13 protein-coding genes are annotated in these 20,924 nt (G+C 37.9%); 12 read left to right on the forward strand and 1 reads right to left on the reverse strand.

The genetic code is table 11. The features are described 5' to 3' along the window. Position 1: 1 nt before the first annotated feature. The 9 genes from WG904_RS14640 (at position 2) to galK (ending at position 17,134) form a co-directional block, all read left to right on the forward strand. Positions 2 to 1,933, forward strand: a complete 1,932-nt coding sequence (locus WG904_RS14640) for a RagB/SusD family nutrient uptake outer membrane protein (RefSeq protein ID WP_339580080.1) — start codon at positions 2 to 4, stop codon at positions 1,931 to 1,933. Positions 1,934 to 2,081: 148 nt separating this feature from the next. After that, entirely contained in the window at positions 2,082 to 6,137 is a 4,056-nt protein-coding gene (locus WG904_RS14645; RefSeq protein ID WP_339580081.1) for a hybrid sensor histidine kinase/response regulator transcription factor, read from the forward strand. Between the two features lie 142 nt (positions 6,138 to 6,279). After that, positions 6,280 to 8,259 carry a glycoside hydrolase family 88 protein gene (locus tag WG904_RS14650; RefSeq protein ID WP_339580082.1) on the forward strand — a complete coding sequence of 660 codons (1,980 nt, stop codon included), beginning with the start codon at positions 6,280 to 6,282 and terminating at the stop codon, positions 8,257 to 8,259. 4 nt (positions 8,260 to 8,263) lie between these two features. Further along, positions 8,264 to 9,514, forward strand: a complete 1,251-nt coding sequence (locus tag WG904_RS14655; protein ID WP_339580083.1) for a DUF2264 domain-containing protein — start codon at positions 8,264 to 8,266, stop codon at positions 9,512 to 9,514. Between the two features lie 2 nt (positions 9,515 to 9,516). After that, the gene (locus tag WG904_RS14660; protein ID WP_339580084.1) at positions 9,517 to 10,821 is read left to right on the forward strand and encodes a BNR repeat-containing protein; all 1,305 of its coding nucleotides are present in this window, start codon (positions 9,517 to 9,519) and stop codon (positions 10,819 to 10,821) included. Between the two features lie 5 nt (positions 10,822 to 10,826). Beyond that, entirely contained in the window at positions 10,827 to 11,924 is a 1,098-nt protein-coding gene (locus WG904_RS14665) for a glycoside hydrolase family 43 protein (RefSeq protein ID WP_339580085.1), read from the forward strand. 87 nt (positions 11,925 to 12,011) lie between these two features. Then, positions 12,012 to 15,149 carry a beta-galactosidase, LacZ type gene (gene lacZ / locus WG904_RS14670; protein ID WP_339580086.1) on the forward strand — a complete coding sequence of 1,046 codons (3,138 nt, stop codon included), beginning with the start codon at positions 12,012 to 12,014 and terminating at the stop codon, positions 15,147 to 15,149. After that, positions 15,133 to 15,981 (forward strand): glycoside hydrolase family 16 protein, encoded by an 849-nt coding sequence (locus WG904_RS14675; RefSeq protein ID WP_339580087.1) that lies wholly within the window; start codon positions 15,133 to 15,135, stop codon positions 15,979 to 15,981. Before lacZ ends, WG904_RS14675 begins: the two co-directional genes overlap by 17 nt. Before the next feature lies 1 nt (position 15,982). Continuing rightward, complete coding sequence (galK, locus tag WG904_RS14680; protein ID WP_339580088.1) at positions 15,983 to 17,134, forward strand: galactokinase; 1,152 nt, start codon at positions 15,983 to 15,985, stop codon at positions 17,132 to 17,134. 112 nt (positions 17,135 to 17,246) lie between these two features. Here the strand turns inward: galK and WG904_RS14685 are convergent, their stop codons facing one another. Then, entirely contained in the window at positions 17,247 to 18,227 is a 981-nt protein-coding gene (locus WG904_RS14685) for an aldo/keto reductase (RefSeq protein WP_339580089.1), read from the reverse strand. Between the two features lie 125 nt (positions 18,228 to 18,352). On the opposite strand from WG904_RS14685, the gene WG904_RS14690 reads away from it, so the two are divergent. From WG904_RS14690 to WG904_RS14700, 3 genes are all read left to right on the forward strand, one after another. Then, a complete protein-coding gene (locus WG904_RS14690) occupies positions 18,353 to 18,727 on the forward strand; it encodes an alpha-amylase family protein (RefSeq protein WP_339580090.1) in 375 nt (124 codons plus the stop codon). Next, a complete protein-coding gene (locus WG904_RS14695; protein WP_339580091.1) occupies positions 18,645 to 19,037 on the forward strand; it encodes a LytR/AlgR family response regulator transcription factor in 393 nt (130 codons plus the stop codon). Before WG904_RS14690 ends, WG904_RS14695 begins: the two co-directional genes overlap by 83 nt. Positions 19,038 to 19,226: 189 nt before the next feature. Beyond that, entirely contained in the window at positions 19,227 to 20,786 is a 1,560-nt protein-coding gene (locus WG904_RS14700) for a thioredoxin domain-containing protein (protein ID WP_339580092.1), read from the forward strand. Positions 20,787 to 20,924 lie beyond the last annotated feature (138 nt).

Here is a 20,924-nt window from a genome sequence, read left to right on the forward strand (position 1 = left end):
GATGAAACAAAATTATAGCAAAACATTTAAAAAAGCAGGTACTGTTCTCTTAATATGGACAGGTATCTCACTCACTTTTACCGGATGTAAGGAGTCGTTTTTACAACCTGAGCCTTTATCTTTTTTCGAACCTGGAGAAACCTTTACTACTAAAAGTGGTTTAGATGCGGCTGTGGCAATTGCCGATAGACACTTACGGTCGTATTGGACTTTCTCTTCTTATACAGATTTAAGTCTGCCGATAAGTACGGAGTATATGTTTTCGGAGGTTAATGTAGCTTCGAAAACAGATGACGGAAATATTTTTACCGATATGGCCACACGTTTAACACCTACCGATATGCCAGATCGTTTAACCTATTTCTGGGGCGAAACGTATAACGGAATCAAATACGCGAATACGATTCTTACATTTATTGATGGGGTAGCAGGGCTCGATGAAAACACAAAAAATCAATACAAAGGCAGGGCGCTTTTTCATCGTTCATGGCGTTATTTGGCACTTTGCTTCGAATTTAAAGATGTGCCATTAATCACCAAAATTGTAAAGGTACCAAAGGTAAATTATCGTAGTACTAAACGCGAAGCTATCCTTAAAAAGATTACCGAAGACATGGAACAGGCAGTTCAGTGGGTTCCTGATCAAAAAGACATGACCTTAAAAGGTTTAGTTAACAAAGGGGCATGCCGCCAGCTGTTAATAAAATGTTATTTAGCAACTGGGCAATATGACAAAGCAATTGCGCAAGCCGATATTCTGATTAACAGTTCTGGCTATTCACTGGCCTTGAACAATTTTGGTAATTTTATTAATCCCTATCCAAATACTTTGCCCATAACACGTAATGTAATTTGGGATCTACACCGTCCAGAGAATAAATCAATCGCTGCAAATACTGAAGCCATTATGATTATGCCAAACCGTAACGGCACTGATATGGCGATTAAAATGAATTCGATGCGTAATTGGCTTCCATTTTTAGATAATGTTGGTTTGGCTACACCAGATGCGAAGCAAGCCGTTCGTTTCTTGGCAGCTTCAAATTCAAGCTATCGTAATAACTTAGATTATGTACATGCCATTGGTCGTGGTATTGCCCATATTCGTCCAACTTCTTTTGCACAACGCGGGTTATGGAACGTAAACGGCATTACCGATGCAGGCGATTTACGCCATAATAATACGGTTGGGAACTGGATGGAGATGGAAGATCTTAAATACAATGATCCAACCAGTGCATTTTTTGGCCAAAATGTTCGTTTAAGAAGTGCAACAGGGGCACTATTATGCGCCGATACCATCCGTCAATATTTTGCTTGGCCGCACTATAAATATTATATAGAAGACCCAATAGAAACCTTAAATCCGAATGAGGTTAACCACCGTGGGGGTGCGGGCGATTTATACCTTTACCGTTTAGCTGAAACGTATTTATTGCGTGCCGAAGCGAAATTCTACAAAGGTGATATAGCTGGGGCAACGGCCGATGTAAATAAAATAAGAGAACGTGCAAAATGTACACAAATGTATACCACTATAAATATAGGCGATATAATGAACGAGCGTGCTCGTGAATTGCTAATGGAAGAATGGCGTTTTACAGAATTAAGCCGTGTTTCGTACTGCCTCGCCATGAGTGGTAAAGCTGATGAATGGGGTAATACCTATACAGTTGATAATTTGGCCGCCAACAGCTATTGGTTTCAACGTATAGAACACTACAGCGATTATTACAACAAAAACAAAGTTCAGGTAAAAGGTCGTTCGTACACAATGGCGCCGCATAATATTAATTGGCCTATTCCAAATGGATCAATTCAATCTAACGGTGGAGCGGCACTTTGGCAAAACCAAGGGTATACAGGCTATAATGCCTCCATAAAAAGATGGGAAACCTGGCAAGAAGCCGTTGCCGATGAAGATAATAATTAAGAAAAAAAACTAAACTAGCGCGTAAAGGCCTAACGCTTTCTCGAACTTTTAAAGTTTGCTAAAGTGTTAGGCCTTTTTTAAAAATGTCTTTGTAACGTTTATTTATTTTGTATCTTAGGTTAACCAAATTGCCAAGTCGATACAACCAATGCCAAAGAATTATTTTCTTAAACCGCTTCTGGCGATTGCTTATTTTTTTCTTTCGTTAACTACCTGTTTTGGGCAACTAAATGGGAAGTCTATTAAATACTTAGGGGTTGAAGCAGGGTTGTCGAATAACATCGTAAATTCACTTTATCAGGATCGATTTGGTTTTATTTGGATGGGTACCTACGACGGGCTTAACCGTTACGATGGTTACAGCTTTAAGATTTTCAGGAACAAATGGAACGATGAAAATTCGCTTATCAACAATCACATTACCGCCTTAAGCGGCGATAACAAAGATCGAATATGGATTGGAACACAGAAAGGGGTTTCCTTTTTCGATTATTCGAATTCAACTATGCACCCTGTTTTTTATACCGAAAAGGGCAATAAAACAAAAGTTACCGCACCAATTACTTCAATTGCGGTGGATGAAAAAGGGACCGTCTATTTTACAACAGACGAAAAAGGACTATTTGTAGTTAATTATGGATCGGATGTAGCCCAAAGAATTTCATTTGGAAAAAGTGTAGATTTTACAGCTCGTGGGTTAGCCATCGATGAAAAAGCTAATCTTTGGGTCTACGTAAAAGATGTTGGTCTTTGCAGGTATAGCGAAACTACAAAAATACTTACCCTTTCTAATTCAACAATTAATTCGGTAACCTGTATCCTAAATACATTAAAAGATGAATTGCTAATAGGTACAGAAAAAGGATTGTTTTCTTATCATAAGTCGTCTCGAAAAGCAAATCGAATTGAAGTGCCCTTGAGTAACGACAACATCATGGGCCTAACGATCGATCAGCAAAAAAAACTTTGGGTGGCTACTGATGGAGGTGGTATCACCATCGTTGATTTAGCTATAAAAAAATCGAGTTTTCTAAAGTCATCAAGAGAAAAAGGAATGCTAAGTAGTAATTCTATCGGAGCAATCTATATCGATCGCGAGGCCAGAAAGTGGATTGCCACATTGAGGGGTGGCGTAAACATCATCGACAAAGAGCAAGCGCAATTTAGAACCATCAAAAGTGATCCTTTTCGCAGCAATACCCTAGTTAATAATTTTATTCTATCCTTTTGCGAAGATGAACATAAAAACATTTGGATTGGAACAGATGGAGGGGGGTTAAGCATCTGGGATCCTCGTTCGAACAAGTATACAAATTACGTACATCGGTATGCCGACCCCAGCAGCTTATCGAGCAATTTCGTGACCAGTATTTTAAACGATAATCAAAATAACATTTGGGTAACCACCTTTAACGGAGGGATAGACCGTTTTGATAAACGGTCTAAAAAATTCAAGCACTATGTGTGTTTTAATATAGTAAAGGGAGTAGAAGAACCCAATGTGTGGAAGATTTTTCAAGACCGTAGTAATCGCCTCTGGATAGGTACCACCAAAGGAGGTGCCGTTTATCTGTATAACCCTGATTTAGATAAATTCGAACTTTTCGATGCAGGATTAAAAGATGTTCATACCTTATATCAAGATGATCAAGGAAATCTTTGGGGAGGTAATTATACCCATCTTATCAAAATAGACCCCATTCATAAAAAGCACCAATACATTCCTGTTAATATTGCCATAAGAGCAATAATTGAAGATCGGTATCATCAACTTTGGATAGGAACCGAAGGAGGTGGATTGTTAAAAATAGATCGAAAGAACAATAAATTAATACGGTTTATCCAAGCAGATGGTTTGCCAAGTAATTCTATCCTAAATATTTTAGAAGATAATAAGGGCAATCTTTGGTGCAGTACCTATAATGGACTTTCGAAATTTAATAGCAAAACCCTTAAATTTAAAAACTACTTTGCCACCGATGGTTTGCAAAGTAACCAGTTTAATTACAATGCAGCTTTACGATTAAGCAACGGAGAATTGTTGTTTGGTGGTATAAATGGCTTCAACAAGTTCTTTCCAGATAGCATCCGAATTAATAAACGAGTGCCAAAAATTGTTATTACCGATTTTAGGATAAATAACATTCCTGTAGATGAAGACCCCGCCTATCAGCATAAACTATCTGTAGTTGGATTAGAAAAAATATCGATACCATTTAACTCTGCGGTAATTTCAGTTAATTTTTCGGCAATAGAATTTTCTTTTCAAGACCAAATTAAATATGCTTATTACTTAGAAGGATGGGATCGGGACTGGAATTACATCGATAAACTAAATATAGCCAATTATTCTCGCTTAAACGAGGGTAAATATAAACTCCACTTAAAAAGCACAGATACGGAAGGCGTATGGTCAAAAAATGAGAAGATTATCTTAATAGAGATTTTGCCGCCATGGTACCGCACATGGTGGGCCTATGCCTTGTATATTTTAATCATATTTACTGCCTACATCACCTTTTTAAAATATAGAAGAAGACAAGATCGTTTAAAACAAGAAATTGAGACGGCAAACCTCAAAATCGAACGTGAAAAGGAATTAAATGAGAAGAAATTAAATTTCTTTACTAATATTTCTCACGAGTTAAGAACTCCGCTAACGCTAATTGTAAATCCGATTAAAGACATTTTAAGCACCAAAGAATCAGGACAAGAAAAGAACGATTTAAATGTAGTATATCGAAATTCGAGACGCTTATTAAGTTTGGTAGACCAACTATTGCTCTTTAGGAAAACAGAAAACGAGAATGAACCGTTAAAGCTCGTTAGAATTAATCTTGTTAAATTTGCCAAAGAAATATTTTTATGCTTTAATTACCTTGCAAACAATAATAACGTTACTTATCGCTTCGAATGTGATGATGAGGAAATGATTATTCACGCCGATCGTGATAAATTAGAAATCATATTGTTTAATCTGCTCTCAAATGCTTTAAAATTTACCCCAAAGGGCGGTAGAGTAACCTTAAGTATATTTTTGGCAAACGATACCGTTCAAATTCAAGTGGCCGATAGCGGTGCCGGCATACCTGAAGAAGTGGGCGATAAGTTATTTGATAAGTTTTACAAGGTGATGAATAAAAGTTCAATGAAAATTGGTTTCGGCATTGGACTTTATTTGGTGAAGAATTTTGTTGAACTGCATAAGGGTGAGATCTCTTATACCTCCAAATCTAAAGAAGGCACAACGTTTTTAATTACACTCCCAAAAAATGACGTTATTGAAGAACAAATGTTCATTAGTGAAGAACAGGAACAGCTAAATTATGTGAACGAACTGATTAGCGACCACGACGAAAGTACTGAAAATGAGGCCATTCCTAATCTCGAGTTGCTAATTTCAGACTTGCATTCTATTTTGGTAATTGACGATAACGAGCAGATTATCGATTATATTCATCAGATTTTTCATCAACATTTTAAAATCTACAAAGCCCTTAACGGATTGGAAGGACTAGCCCAAGCCCGAGAAAATATGCCTGATATTATTATCTCTGATGTAAATATGGAAGGTTTAAATGGTATCGAATTGTGTAGAGAAATAAAAGCCGACCAAACGCTTAGCCATATTCCAGTTATCTTGTTAACAGCCGATCCAAGTGCAGAACTTAAGCTAAAAGGAATTGAAGTGGGTGCGTACGATTTTATTAGCAAGCCGTTTGATAAGGAATTATTTACTGCAAAAATTAACGGAATAATAAAAAACAGAAGTAATCTGCAGTCGTATTTCTTTAATGAAGTAACCTTAAAATCTGAGAGCAATAAAATCTCGCAAGAAGATAAGAGCTTTCTACAGAGGGCAATAATGATTATTGAGGATAATTTAATGGTGCCTACCTTTAACGTTAAAATACTAGCCTCAGAATTAAGTATGAGTCATTCTAATTTGTACAAAAGAATAAAATCGACCTCGGGTTTATCCATCAACAGTTTTGTACGTTTTACCCGGTTAAGAAAGGCGGCCGAATTATTAATTAATACCAATTTAAACGTTAATGAGGTAGCATTTAGGGTTGGAATAAATGATATTAAATATTTTAGGGTACAATTTCAAAATCAGTTTAAACTAACACCATCTGCTTTTATTAAGAAACACCGTAAAACCTTTCATAAAAACTATAGCATTCATACCAATTTGAACTAGAGAAATACACCCTATAAAGTGTGATTAAGCCCCCTAAACAAATGAATAAAATTTATGTACTTCGTTTACTAAATACTTAAAATTGAACATTCAGACTAATTTTTTTAAAAAGGTAATAGTTACACTATTATTTATCACTTGCTTGAGCGTCTTTGTACATGCACAGTATACGGCCTATTTATTTACCTACTTTACAGGAAATAAGGGAACCGAAGAATCGATTCGTTTTGCCATTAGTAAAGATGGATATGCCTTTAAAGCGCTCAATAATAACCAGCCGATTATCGCTTCGAGCACCATTAGTGAGACAGGAGGGGTTAGAGATCCACATATTCTAAGAGGTGCCGATGGAAAGACGTTTTACATGGTGGTAACCGATATGGTATCTGCTAAAGGTTGGGATAGTAATAGAGGAATGGTGTTGTTAAAATCTAAAGATTTAATTAACTGGACATCGAATAGGATAAACATCCAAAAGCGTTTTGCAGGTAACGAAAATTTAATGCGTGTATGGGCACCGCAAACCATTTACGATAAAAGCCTAGGCAAGTATATGGTGTATTGGTCGATGAAACACGGAAAAGATCCCGATAAAATCTATTATGCTTACGCCAATGCCGATTTTACGGATTTAGAAACAGAACCTAAGCAATTATTTTTTAGTCCCAATAATGGAGCTGCTATTGATGGAGAGATTATTTATTACAATAAGAAGTACTACCTGTTCTATAAAACGGAAGGTTCGGGTTTAGGTATTCGCTTAGCCATTTCTGATGAGCTTACCAAAAACTATGTACTACAAAATGGAGCCATGCAGCAAACCAAAGATGCAGTTGAAGGGGCTGGAGTATTTAAGCTTAACAATGGAGAAGGGTATATTTTAATGTACGACCTGTACACGAAAGGTAAATATCAGTTCACAAAAACTACGGATTTTAAAACCTACAAAGTTATAGACGATGAGGTTAAAATGGATTTTCATCCTCGCCACGGTACCGTAATGCCAATTACTGCTAAAGAAGAAGTACGCTTATTAAAAAAATGGGGCAATTTACAAGTTTTACCTTCGAAAGATGAAGTACTGGCCAACATAAATAAGGCAAACGACTATTGGCAAGCGAATAACAAGCCTGAAGTGCGCTCTTTTTGGGATCATGCTGCTTATCATACTGGAAATATGGAGGCATACGAAATCACTAAAAAAGAAGCTTATAAACAATATTCTGAGACATGGGCTACTTACAATAAATGGATGGGCGCTAAAAGCGACGATAAAAGCAAGTGGAAATATAAATATGGAGAAACCGACGAACATGTGCTGTTTGGCGATTGGCAGATTTGCTTTCAAACGTATATCGATTTATATAATTTAACCCCCGACCCACAAAAAGTAGCACGTGCAAAAGAAGTAATGGAATACGAAATGAGCACACCACGAAACGATTATTGGTGGTGGTCTGATGGTTTATATATGGTAATGCCTGTTATGACCAAGATGTATAAACTTACAGGTAATACACAGTATTTGGATAAACTTTATGAATATTTTATGTATGCAAATAGTATTATGTACGATTCGAAAGCAAAACTCTATTACCGAGATGCTAAGTATGTTTATCCAAACCATAAAAGCGCAAATGGTAAAAAAGATTTTTGGGCCAGGGGCGATGGCTGGGTGTTTGCAGGATTGGCTAAAGTGTTAAAAGATTTACCGACAAATGATCCACATCGTAAGGAGTATTTAACCAAATATCAAGATATGGCTAAAGTGTTGATTAAAAATCAACAACTAGATGGGTATTGGACTAGAAGCATACTCGATCCCGCTCATGCGCCAGGTCCCGAGACCAGTGGCACGGCCTTTTTTACCTATGGTTTGTTTTGGGGAATAAATAATGGATTGCTGAATGAAAAAAAATACTTGCCCGCGGCAAAAAAAGGATACGTATACCTTGCCAGAACCGCCCTTCAGCCAACTGGAAAAGTAGGTTTTGTACAGCCTATTGGCGAAAAGGCCATACCAGGGCAGGTGGTAGATGCTAATTCTACTTCCAATTTTGGAGTCGGTGCCTTTTTATTGGCAAATTGCGAAATGTATAGATTTTTAACGAACAAAAAATAAAAACATGATTTCATTAAAGAAAACAGCATTTACGTTTTTAATAATCATCCTGGGTACTACACCTATATTCGCACAAAAGAAAAGTAGGGCTATAAAAGCAATTCCATTAACTGATAGAGAGGTTTGGTTACAGGAAATGGATAAAATGGTACGCCCTGTGCTCTACAATTTGGCAAAAGATAGTCTGCGTATTGCGATGCCGAAAGAAGTTTCTATCCGATCAGACAATAAGGAGCACCGATTGAAAGTGCAATATGTTGAAGTTTTAGGTCGGGTTTTAAGTGGAATAGCTCCCTGGTTGCAGTTAGAAGGCGGATCCGCTCAAGAAGTGGCTTTGCGTAAACAATATCGTGAATGGGTGCTTCAAGGTGTTAAAAACTCGCTCGATTCGAATGCTAAAGATTTTATGAACTACGATATCGGTGGGCAACAATTGGTTGATGCTTCGTACGTAGCGCTCGCTTTTATCCGTGCGCCCTGGCTGTGGGAAAATTTAGATAAAAAGAACCAAACATTATTGATGAAGTCGATTGCTACTACACGTAGATTTAAACCGGTGTTTTCTAATTGGTTGCTTTTTTCAGCAGTGAATGAAGCATTCATGGCTAAATTTGGATTTGAATGGGATGTAATGCGTGTGGATTATGCTTTACAACAAATGGAACAATGGTATGTTGGCGATGGCATGTATAAAGATGGCAGCAGCTACGCTTTCGATTATTACAATAGCTACGTTATTCACCCTTATTTGGGAACACTTGTTGATGTAATTGGTAAAAAAACAACTGCCTATACTACTATGTTCGATAAAATACGGAAACGAAATGAGCGCTATGCCATAATTCAAGAACGGTTGATTAATGTAGACGGTACCTATCCAGCTACGGGAAGGTCAATTATCTATCGTGGTGGTGCATTTCATCATTTAGCTGATATGGCTTATAAAAAATTGTTGCCAAAACAATTACTCCCCGAGCAGGTACGTTGTGCCTTAACAGCCGTAATTAAGAGAACCTTAGAAAGTGCAACTACTTATAAAAATGGCTGGTTAACCATCGGCTTATATGGCAATCAGCCTGATTTGGCCGATGTATATAATAATCAAGGAAGTCCGTATTTATGTACCAATATCTTTTTACCTTTAGGCTTGCCTGATTCGGATCCATTTTGGGCTAAGCCAGCCGTAAAATGGAGTGCACAACGGATTTGGAGCGGTGAAAATTTTCCCAACGACCATAGTGTTGATTTAAGATAAATATGTTTAAAATCTCTGTTATTTTGGTATTGGCGCTAAGCCTGTTTTTAAAAGCAAATAGCCAAGAAAGCACACAAAGTACCATTGCAGAAAATGGATGGGCAAACAATTCTGTAAATACCGTTATTTTTAGAAAAAATTCGTTAACAACGTTTAAAAACAATCAATACACAGCTTATTACGATGCAGCGCAAAATGTAGTTTTGGCAAAAAGGAACATCAATTCGCAGTATTGGGAGGTGCTAAAAACACAATATAAAGGCGATGCCACAGATGCACATAAATCGATTAGTTTGATGGTAGATGGGGAGGGCTATCTGCACATTGCATGGGGTCAGCACAACAATACGTTGAATTATGCAAGATCATTAACTTCCGAAAGCTTAGCCCTAGGAGCTAAGGAACCCATGCTTGGTCTTAAAGAAAATAAAGTTAGCTACCCCGAGTTCTATAAATTGGCAAATGGAAATCTATTGTTCTTTTATCGTGATGGTGGATCGGGAAATGGTAACCTTGTGATAAACAGTTACGAGCTAAAAACCCGGAGCTGGAAACGCCTACAGGATAATTTGATTAATGGTGAAGGCCAGCGAAATGCCTATGTGCAAACTGCCATTGATGTTAAGGGAACCATTCATTTATCGTGGGTATGGCGCGAAACGCCTGATGTAGCCAGTAACCACGACCTGTGTTATGCTAAATCTACTGATGGGGGCGTAACCTGGGAGAAATCGGATGGCACAAGCTATTCACTACCAATTACCGCATCAAATGCTGAATATGCGTTAAAAATCCCCCAAAATAGCGAGTTGATTAATCAAACTTCGATGTATGCCGACGAACAAGGTCGAGCCTACATTGCTACCTATTGGCGTAACAAGGGTGAGCGTATTCCACAATATCACATTGTGTATAAAACCAACGCAAGTTGGGTAGTAAATAATTTAGCATTCCGAAAAACAGCCTTTAGTTTAAGTGGGGGAGGTACCAAGAAAATCCCTATCTCAAGGCCACAATTAGTCTGCTGGCCTACAAAAAACACCATCGCTGGTGCACTCATTTTTAGAGATATAGAACGAGGAAATAAAGTTTCTATAGCGCTTACCAGCGATATAAGTACATCAACTTGGCTATGCAAAGATCTTACTTTAACCAGTGTTGGCGAATGGGAACCCACATTTGATACCGAACTTTGGGCCAAAAAAAGACGGTTAGATCTCTTTGTGCAGAAGGTAGATCAAGTAGATGGCGAAGGGAAAGCTAATGTAACACCAACTTCAATAAGCGTACTTACTTGGAAAAATTAAGATTTATGAAACAGATTTTTATAGTAACGATTCTATTTTTTGGCTTTATCGCCAAGATCAGCGCACAAAAAATACTTACCTCTTTTACGCCCGGCAAAATTTGGAACGACGATAAAGGCGTTCATATTAATGCACATGGTGGGGGCATATTAATGTACAATGGAGTTTATTATTGGTTTGGAGAGCATAAAGTAGCAGGAGACCTTGGAAATACAGCTCAAGTGGGGGTGCATGTGTATGCTTCAAAAGATTTATATAATTGGAAGGATGAAGGTATTGCGATGCCAGTAAGCGACGATCCCACAAGCGATATTGTAAAAGGAAGTGTAATCGAACGCCCAAAAGTTGTTTATAATAAAAAAACGAAAAAATTTGTGATGTGGTTTCATCTCGAACTTAAAGGCAAAGGATATGCGGCGGCACGAACAGGTGTAGCTGTTGCCGATAAGGTTACGGGACCTTATACTTTTATAAAAAGCTATCGACCCAATGCAGGTATAATGCCTATCTATATGGCCAACACAACCGAAAGTGAAAAATTAGATTGTGATAACCCTAAAAACCAAAGTGATGGCTTTTTTTGTCGCGATTTTGCAGGTGGACAAATGGCACGCGATATGACGGTTTATGTTGATGATGATGGAAAGGCCTATCATATTTTTTCATCAGAAGAAAATTACACCTTACATTTGGCAGAGCTAACCCCCGATTATTTAGCTCACACTGGTAAATTTACGCGAATATATATAGGTCAGCAAACCGAAGCGCCTGCACTTTTTAAAAAGAATGGTTTGTATTACATGATTGGTTCGGGATGTACAGGATGGGCACCAAATCCTGCTCGTTGGTTTAAATCGAAATCGATTTGGGGGCCTTGGACATTTATGGGGAATCCTTGTGTAGGTGAAGGTGCGGATAAGACGTTTGGCGGACAAAGTACTTTTGTACTTCCAATGCCAAATAAAAAAGATGAATTTATTTTTATGGCCGATATCTGGAAACCTAAAAATGCAATCGATGGTCGCTATCTATGGTTACCTATTCAATTCGAGGCCGGTAGGCTAAAAATTACTTGGATAGACGAGTGGAAACTTCCAAAATAAGAATTTATCCCCTCTTAAATACCGTTTTACCCTTAACCTAAAGGTATTTTAATCTTTACTTTGGATAACCAAATAATTTGAACACACATGAAGAAAACGATATTTAGCATTATCGGTTTATTATGCTTTTCGCTAGCTGAAGCACAAAATAACGATTGGGAAAACCCAAAATTAGTAGACCAAGGTAAAGAAAAGGCGCATGTTACGTTTATGCTCTACGATTCGGAAAAAGAGGTAATTGCAGACGATTATGCTAAATCACCCTATCACCAATCGCTAAATGGCCAATGGAAATTTAACTATGTAGATAAGCATGCCGATAGAATTAAAGATTTTTATCGTACCGATTTAAATGATAGAGCTTGGGCAAACTTAAATGTGCCTTCAAACTGGGAACTCAATGGTTTTGGTATACCCATTTATACTAATATTACTTACCCACATCCTAAAACACCACCCTTTATTGGTGAAAATAATCCAGTGGGTACCTACAGAACCACCTTTACTGTTCCCGAAAGCTGGGAAAGCAGAGAAACACTACTTCATTTTGGTTCGATCACAGGTTGTGCGTTTATTTATGTAAATGGTAAAAAAGTAGGGATGACGAAAGCATCAAAATTACCATCAGAATTTAACATCAGCCCCTTTCTTAACAAGGGAACCAATCAGTTAGCCGTTCAAGTGTTTCGTTGGCACGATGGAAGTTATTTAGAAGATCAAGATTTTTGGCGTTTAAGTGGTATCGAACGTAACGTTTTTCTTTTTTCTTTACCAAAACAAAGCATCTGGGACTTTTTCCTAAAAGGCGATCTAGATCAAAATTATGCCAATGGTGTATTTAGTGCAGCTATCGATATCCGTAAATTTGCAAAAGCAGAACCTTCTGGTGGTTCAGTTGCGGTATCGTTACTCGATAAAAATAGAAAGATAATCTTCCAAAAAACACAAACATTTCAGGCAGTTGCCGATACTTTGCAAACGGTAAACATAAATGGCACAATTAAAAACCCATTAAAATGGAGTGCAGAGCATCCAAACTTGTACGATTGCATCATCACCCTAAAAGATAGCAAAGGGAAACAATTAGCACTTACGGGTGCAAAAATTGGCTTCAGAAAAGTTGAGGTTAAAAATGCACAATTGCTCGTAAATGGAGTAGCAGTTTCTGTACATGGGGTAAACAGGCATGAACATGATGAGGTAACGGGGCATACCACTACCAAAGCACTGATGTTAAAAGATATACGGTTAATGAAAGAATTTAACGTTAACGCCGTACGCTTATCACACTACCCCAATGATCCGCTCTGGTATAAATTATGTGATGAGTATGGTTTGTATTTGGTTGATGAGGCTAATATTGAAACGCATGCCATGGGAGCCGAATTTCAAGGTGGCTTTGATAAAACTAAACATCCTGCGTATTTGCCAGATTGGGCGGCCGCACATGTAGACCGAACGGTTAGGATGGTAGAACGCGATAAAAATCATGCTTCTATTATCATTTGGTCGCTCGGTAACGAATCGGGTAACGGACCAGTTTTTCACGATAACTATAAATGGATTAAACAAAGAGATCACACCCGTCTTGTACAATTTGAGCAAGCTGGCGAAGATTGGAATACGGATATTGTATGCCCAATGTATCCTAGTATTGGTAATATGAAAAAGTATGCGGCCGATACGAGCAAAAAACGCCCGTATATTATGTGCGAATATTCGCATGCCATGGGCAATAGCAGCGGCAATTTTCAAGAGTATTTTGATGTTATTCGCAGCAGCAAACACATGCAAGGTGGTTTTATCTGGGATTGGGTAGATCAAGGCATAAAAACGAAAGATGCAAATGGCAAAACATTTTGGGCCTATGGGGGCGATTTAGGGGGTTTTAATTTGCAAAATGACGAGAATTTTAATTCCAATGGACTTATAGCTCCCAATAGAACTCCACATCCCGGAGCGTATGAAGTTAAAAAAACCTATCAGTATATTTTGTTTAGCGCAAAAGATATAGCTAATGGAAGCCTTGTTATCGAAAATTTGTTCGATTTTACAAATTTAGATCAATACGATTTTCGATGGCAAATGCTCAGTAACGGAAAGATTTTTAAAGAAGGCATATTCGACGTGAGTTTAGCACCACATTTAAAAAAGGAAATAAAATTAACCTTACCGATGATTAAAGCCCAAGAAGGCACAGAATTTTATTTAAATGTATATGCTTATACTAAAACGGCTACAGCAATGCTCCCAGCTGGATTTGAAGTAGCAAAAGATCAATTTAAATATGCTGGCGATTATTTTGCAAAGGCTGTATCGACTGGTGGAACGCTTAAAGTAACTACAACGGGCGATAAATTAAGATTTGATGCGGGTAATGTACATGGCGAATTTGATACTAAAAATGGAAAATTTACGCGGTATAGCCTAGAAAATGGTAGCAGATTAATCAATTTTCCGGAACCGTATTTCTGGAGAGCACCAACGGATAACGACTTTGGGAATAGTATGCCAGCGCGTTTGGGTATATGGCGAGCAGCTCACGAAAATAGGAAAGTTATAAGTGTTGAGGTGTCAAAACAAGCAGATAGCGGTCAATTCATTCGAGTTAAGTACGAATTAAGTAATGTGATGGTACCTTATACACTAGATTATTTAATTACCCCTTCTGGAGCCATAAAAGTTACTGCCAGTATAGACATGACAGGGAGAGATTTGCCAGAATTGCCACGATTCGGCATGCGTACTGAATTGCCACAGCAATATGGCAACCTGGCCTATTATGGTCGTGGACCTTATGAGAACTATAGTGATAGAAATTTTGGTTCATTAATTGGTGCATATACCGACAAAGTAGAAAATCAATATTACAAAGGATATGTAAGACCCCAAGAAAGTGGAAATAAAACCGATGTAAGGTGGCTTAGTTTAACCGACGAGCAAGGAAAGGGTATTCGGATTGAAGGTGTGCAGCCCTTATCGTTTACAGCAATTAACCATTCTACAGAAGATTTAGATCCTGGATTAACTAAGAAACAACAGCATCCTACCAATTTACCGCTAAGAAGAAATGTTTTTTTAAATATTGATCTTAAGCAACGTGGTTTGGGAGGCGACGATAGTTGGGGCGCTTATCCTCATCGGCCTTACCGACTAATGGATAAAAAATACAGTTACAGCTATTTCATTAAATTAGTAGACAGGGAGAATGTTGAAACGAAATAGGATAGTCTTTTTACTAGGCTTACTCTGCCTGCAATCTTGTGGCATCTATAAGGGAAACAACAAAAAAGTGGCCGATTATAGTGCCGAAGGATATGATTTAGTGTGGGCCGATGAATTCACTAAAGATGGCATTCCGGATGCTAAAAATTGGACCTATGAGAAAGGATTCGTCCGCAATGAAGAACTGCAATGGTATCAGCCCGAAAATGCATTCTGTAAAGATGGGCTACTGATAATCGAAGCAAGAAAAGAACAACGTGCAAATCCATTATTTGTGGTAGGCAGTAAAGATTGGCGTAAGCAGAGAGAAAATATCGAGTACACCAGTTCTTGTTTAATTTCCAGAGGTTTGCAAAGCTGGCAATATGGCCGTTTCGAAATGCGAGGCAAAATAGATATTAGCGAAGGCCTATGGCCAGCATTTTGGACTTTGGGCGAGCATGGCAGATGGCCGGCGAATGGAGAAATAGACATCATGGAGTATTATAAAGGTAAAATCCTTTCAAACATCGCCCGTATGGGTACTAACAGTAAGCCAAAATGGTTTAGTACTACAAAAGAAGTTAACAAAGCATGGGCAAAGCAATTTCATACGTGGCGGATGGATTGGGATAACGAAAACATTAGCCTTTTTGTGGATGATACACTTTATCTAAACGTACCATTAACAGAATTACAAAATGAAGGCAGCCAAGGCGTACATCCATTTAAGCAAAAGCACTATCTTCTTTTAGATTTGGCGATGGGGGGATTAAATGGTGGCAATTTAGCAAAAACAAAGTTTCCGAATCGCATGGAAGTAGATTACGTAAGGGTTTATCAGAAAAAATAAGATGAATACCGATTCCGTAAAACGTGCATTTGTAAAGCATTTTAAGCACGCACCCATTATTGTAAAGTCGCCCGGTAGAATAAACATAATCGGCGAGCATACCGATTACAATAGTGGCTATATGCTGCCTGCAGCAATTGATAAAGCAATTTATGTGGCAGTTTCTAGACGTAGCGATCATGAAATCCATTTGTTTTCCGAAAGTTATGCCGAAATGGTTAAAAGCTCCATCTTTGCGTTAACGAAGTCTGATAAAAACTGGGCGAATTATATACTTGGCGTAGCCGATCAGTTGCAGAAATGGGATTATAAAATTGGAGGATTTAACTTATATATAACTGGTGATGTGCCCTTAGGAGCGGGCCTTTCACCGTCTGCTGCCGGAGCATGTGCCACAACGTACGCCTTGGTTGAGCTTTTTTCGTTATCGGTGCCAAAATTAGACATTGCCAGGATTGCGCAAAAGGCAGAGCAAACATTTGCAGGTGTTAATTTTGGTGTTATGGATCAATTTGCCTCGGTATTTGGCAAAAAGGGAAATGCAATATTGCTCGATTGTAAAAGCCTAAAATGTCAATATATTCCATTGAAATTAGAAGGTTACAAGCTGGTTTTATTGAATACCAACGTTAAACATTCTTTAGCTAATTCGGCTTACAACCGAAGGAGACAGCAGTGTGAACAAGGTGTTGCTTGGATAAAAGCAAATGTTAGCAAAGTAAATACCTTACGCGATGTAAATGTGAAAATGCTCGATAAGTATGTTAAAACCAAGGATGTTGATGTATATCAGAAATGCAGGTTTGTGGTAGAAGAGAATGAACGTGTACTCGCTGCAATAACCCATATAGAGAATGGGAATTTAAGGGGGCTCGGACAAGCCATGTTCGAAACTCATGATGGTTTAAGCAGGGCCTTTAGGGTGAGTTGTGAAGAGCTCGATTTTTTAGTTGAGCTGGTAAAAAACCTGCCTTATGTTTTAGGTGCCAGGATGATGGGTGGCGGCTTTGGTAGTTGCACGCTAAACCTTGTTGAAGCGGGGAAAGTGAACGAATTTATTGAAAATCTGCAGAAAGCGTATGCGGCAGAATTTTTGATAAAATTAGATGCCTACTGTGTCGAAATAGGGGATGGAACAACGTTGGTGTTGTAGCGAATTTGGCTGTTAGGTTATTTCTTGCTGGATTTCTATGTTAAGCCCAGCAAGATTTTGGTTTTATCATAGAAATCAGGATATTAAGTTAAGGTTGGATAACAAATGGTAATTATGCCTTTAAAACCCCCTCAATTTTTCCAAGCTCCTCTGCAGAAAATGCCAAATTATCTAACGTTTTAAGCGAATCGGTTAGCTGGCCAGCGCTACTGGCACCAACCAGAACCGAGGTTACACTTTTTTGGCGCAATACCCAAGCTAACGCCATTTGCGCTAAAGATTGGTTTCGCGTTAGCGCAATTTCATTTAATTGACTAATCTGGTTTAATTTTTCTGGCGTAATTGCTGCGGTTTGAAGAAAACCTGTAGCTTTAGCAGCTCTCGAGGTTGCTGGAATACCTTTTAAATATTTATTCGTTAACATGCCTTGCGCCAAAGGCGAAAATGGAATGCAACCCACTTTTTCCTCTTCCAACACCGAAAATAATCCATCTTCTGCACTACGTTCAAACATCGAATATTTTGGCTGATGAATAATGCAAGGTGTTCCCAGCTGCTTTAAAATGCTAATTGCCTCTTTTGCTTCTTTTGGTTTATAATTAGAAAGCCCAACATAAAGTGCCTTTCCTTGTCGCACAATAAGATCTAATGCGCCCATAGTTTCTTCTAATGGGGTATCGGGGTCGTGACGGTGGTGATAAAATATATCCACATAGGGAATGCCCATACGCTTCAAACTTTGATCCAAACTAGATACCAAATATTTTTTCGAACCCCAGTCGCCATACGGACCTTCCCACATGTAATAACCTGCCTTAGTAGAAATAACTAATTCATCACGGTGCGATTTTAAATCGGTAGCCAATAGCTTTCCAAAATTTGTTTCGGCCGAGCCAGGAGGAGGCCCATAATTGTTAGCCAAGTCGAAATGCGTGATGCCGCTATCAAATGCGTGCAAAAGAATGTCGCGAAAGTTTGCTGGTTCATCTACATCACCGAAGTTATGCCATAAACCTAAAGAAATTGCTGGTAATTTAAGACCACTATTTCCACATCTATGGTATTGCATATTTTGATATCTATTCGAGCTCATCAGTTAAAAATTTGAAAGCCCAATATAATAATAATCGATAAATGACAGCATCGATATTTTTTTTAAATAAACGTTTATTTAACGTTTATTTTTTTATTTTTGAGTTGACCAAATAGGAAATAGAAATGAAGAGCATTCTGAACAGCTCATTGGTGATGGTACTGCTGTACATGAGTGCGTTGACCGCACAGGCACAAACTTCGTTTAAAGATTGGGCAAAAGTGCCTCCAATGGGGTGGAATAGCTGGGACTGCTATGGTTCTACCGTTACTGAGGCCGAAGTTAAAGCAAATGCCGATTATATGGCAGCTAATCTTAAAAAGCAAGGTTGGGAATATATTGTGGTCGATATTCGGTGGTTTGTAGAAAACGATAAGGCAGGAGGATACAATCAAACCGATCCACGTTACGTGATGGATGAGTACGGGCGGTATTTGCCATATAGTGGCAGTTTCCCATCGGCCGCTGGAAGATGGTATTTTTATAAATTCGGGTATTAAAGGTAAAATAATTCGAATTAAGATTTCTGATATAACTTACATCGAAGCGATGGAACACCATATAAGTATCTCTACAATAGACAACGCACATTTAACCCATGTGAGCATTACAAAAGTATTGGAAATGTTGCCTGCACATACGTTTGTACGAGTACACCGTGCCTTTATAGTAAACATTAATTACATTAAAGCGGTTGAACGTTCAAAAATTACCTTATCAAATGACACTATAATATCACTTGGTGAATCTTACAAAGAGCATTTCATGAATGCTATTAAATCGCAAATCCTTAAAAACGATAAAAAGTAATAAGGCTAATACAACATTATTTTTGCATAAATTTCTTGCTGATGACAATCAACATAGCATTCATGGTAAGAATATGGCTATTCATGCAAAAGATTTTTGCGACAAAAAAGATGCCTAATTTAGTTTTCAAGCCACTGGGAAAAGAGTGAGGCCAAACTCTGTTCCTAATTCACATAATTATTAGCTATTATGAAAAAAGGAAATTCAGAATCCGTCCTATACAATCTAACGAAGAGTATAGGTGTCAAAGTCAATCGTAGAAGTGTAGAAAAATGTTTGCAAGACCATCCAGAATATCCCAGCCTAATGTCAGTAAGTGGATGCCTGAATGAATGGGGTGTGGAAAATTATGGGCATAGAGTCGACACTAGCGAAGCAAATCTTGACGAGATACCCACACCTTTTATTGCACATTCAATGGGTAAGTTTATTTTGATAGAGGAAATAAGAAATGGAATAGTAACCTATTCAGATGAAATTCTAAAAAAATCCAAATATCCAATTCCTCAATTATTAAAGCGATGGAAGGGAATTTCCTTGCATTCTACAGTATTGGAATCAAGTGGAGAGATGAATTATTGGAAGAATCGCATAAAATTTTTCTTGCAAGATTTAAAATTGCCTTTAGCAGGAGTTTTGTTGACGATTATTCTGTATGTAAGTTTCTTTAGCATTCCATTTAATTGGATTTCTCTATTACTCCTCACGTTGAAAATGGCTGGAATTGCCGTAACAGTCCTATTGTTAATGCACAGTATCAACGCAAACAACGAGTTTATCAACAACCTTTGTAAACTAGGGGCAAATAATGGATGTAATGAAATTCTAAAATCAAACGCTTCAAAGATAACTCCTTGGTTGAACTGGAGTGAAGTCGGGTTTTTTTATTTTGCTGGGTCTTTACTTGCCTTACTACTTATCCCAACTTCATTATCTATACTGAGATGGATAAATTTATTGGCGATACCCTATACCATTTATTCAATCTCATATCAGTACAAAACTAAGAATTGGTGCGTGCTGTGTTGCTCCGTTCAGGTCTTACTGGTATTGGAAGCATTAACGTTTTTCTTAGGTCGAACGCCATTTTCTATGGATTTTAAATTACAAAATATCAGTATGCTATTCTTCTGTTTTCTTCTTCCTATACTTGTCTGGTCATATTTAAAACCACTTTGTAAAGCAGATGCCGAACTTCCGCATATAAAGAAACAACTAAAAAAATATAAATGTAATAGCGCTCTATTTGACCAAGCCCTAAAAAATCAGCCCCGTTATGCCGTTAATGAAACTATAGATCCAATTATTTTGGGAAATCCTGAAGCAGTGAATGTGGTCACACTGGTAAGTAATCCTTTTTGTGGTCCTTGTTCTGAGGCTCATAAGCTAGTTGAAGATTGGTTAAAGAATGACGATACCATTCAACTGAAAATAATCTTTGCAGTAAAAAACAAGGAAGGTGACAGACCTACGAGAGCCGCAAAGCATCTTAGTGCAATCAACGATCTTGGAGATAGAAATCTATTAGAAAAGGCCGTTAATGAATGGTATAACATGGAAACCAATGATTATGAGAATTGGGCAAAGAAATTTCCCATTGAACTCACTACACAAGCAGATACTAGCATTCAACGTCAGGCGGATTGGTGTGAAATGGCAGAAATTACATTTACTCCAACAGTATTAGTGAATGGGTACAAATTGCCAAACCCTTATCAATTAGAAGACATAAAATATTTTCTTTCATAGCATACGAGATTCTCGAGGGATAAGAAAAAGGGCAGTCGCCACAAACGAACTGCCCCTAATACGAGCATGCAGTGATAAAATACATGTCGCTTAAGTCGTCCAGGCGTGACTGGAATACAAAAATTTAAAAAACAAAGT

It is taken from the genome of Pedobacter anseongensis, from assembly GCF_037482965.1.
In the GTDB taxonomy this organism is placed as follows: Bacteria; Bacteroidota; Bacteroidia; order Sphingobacteriales; family Sphingobacteriaceae; genus Pedobacter; species Pedobacter anseongensis.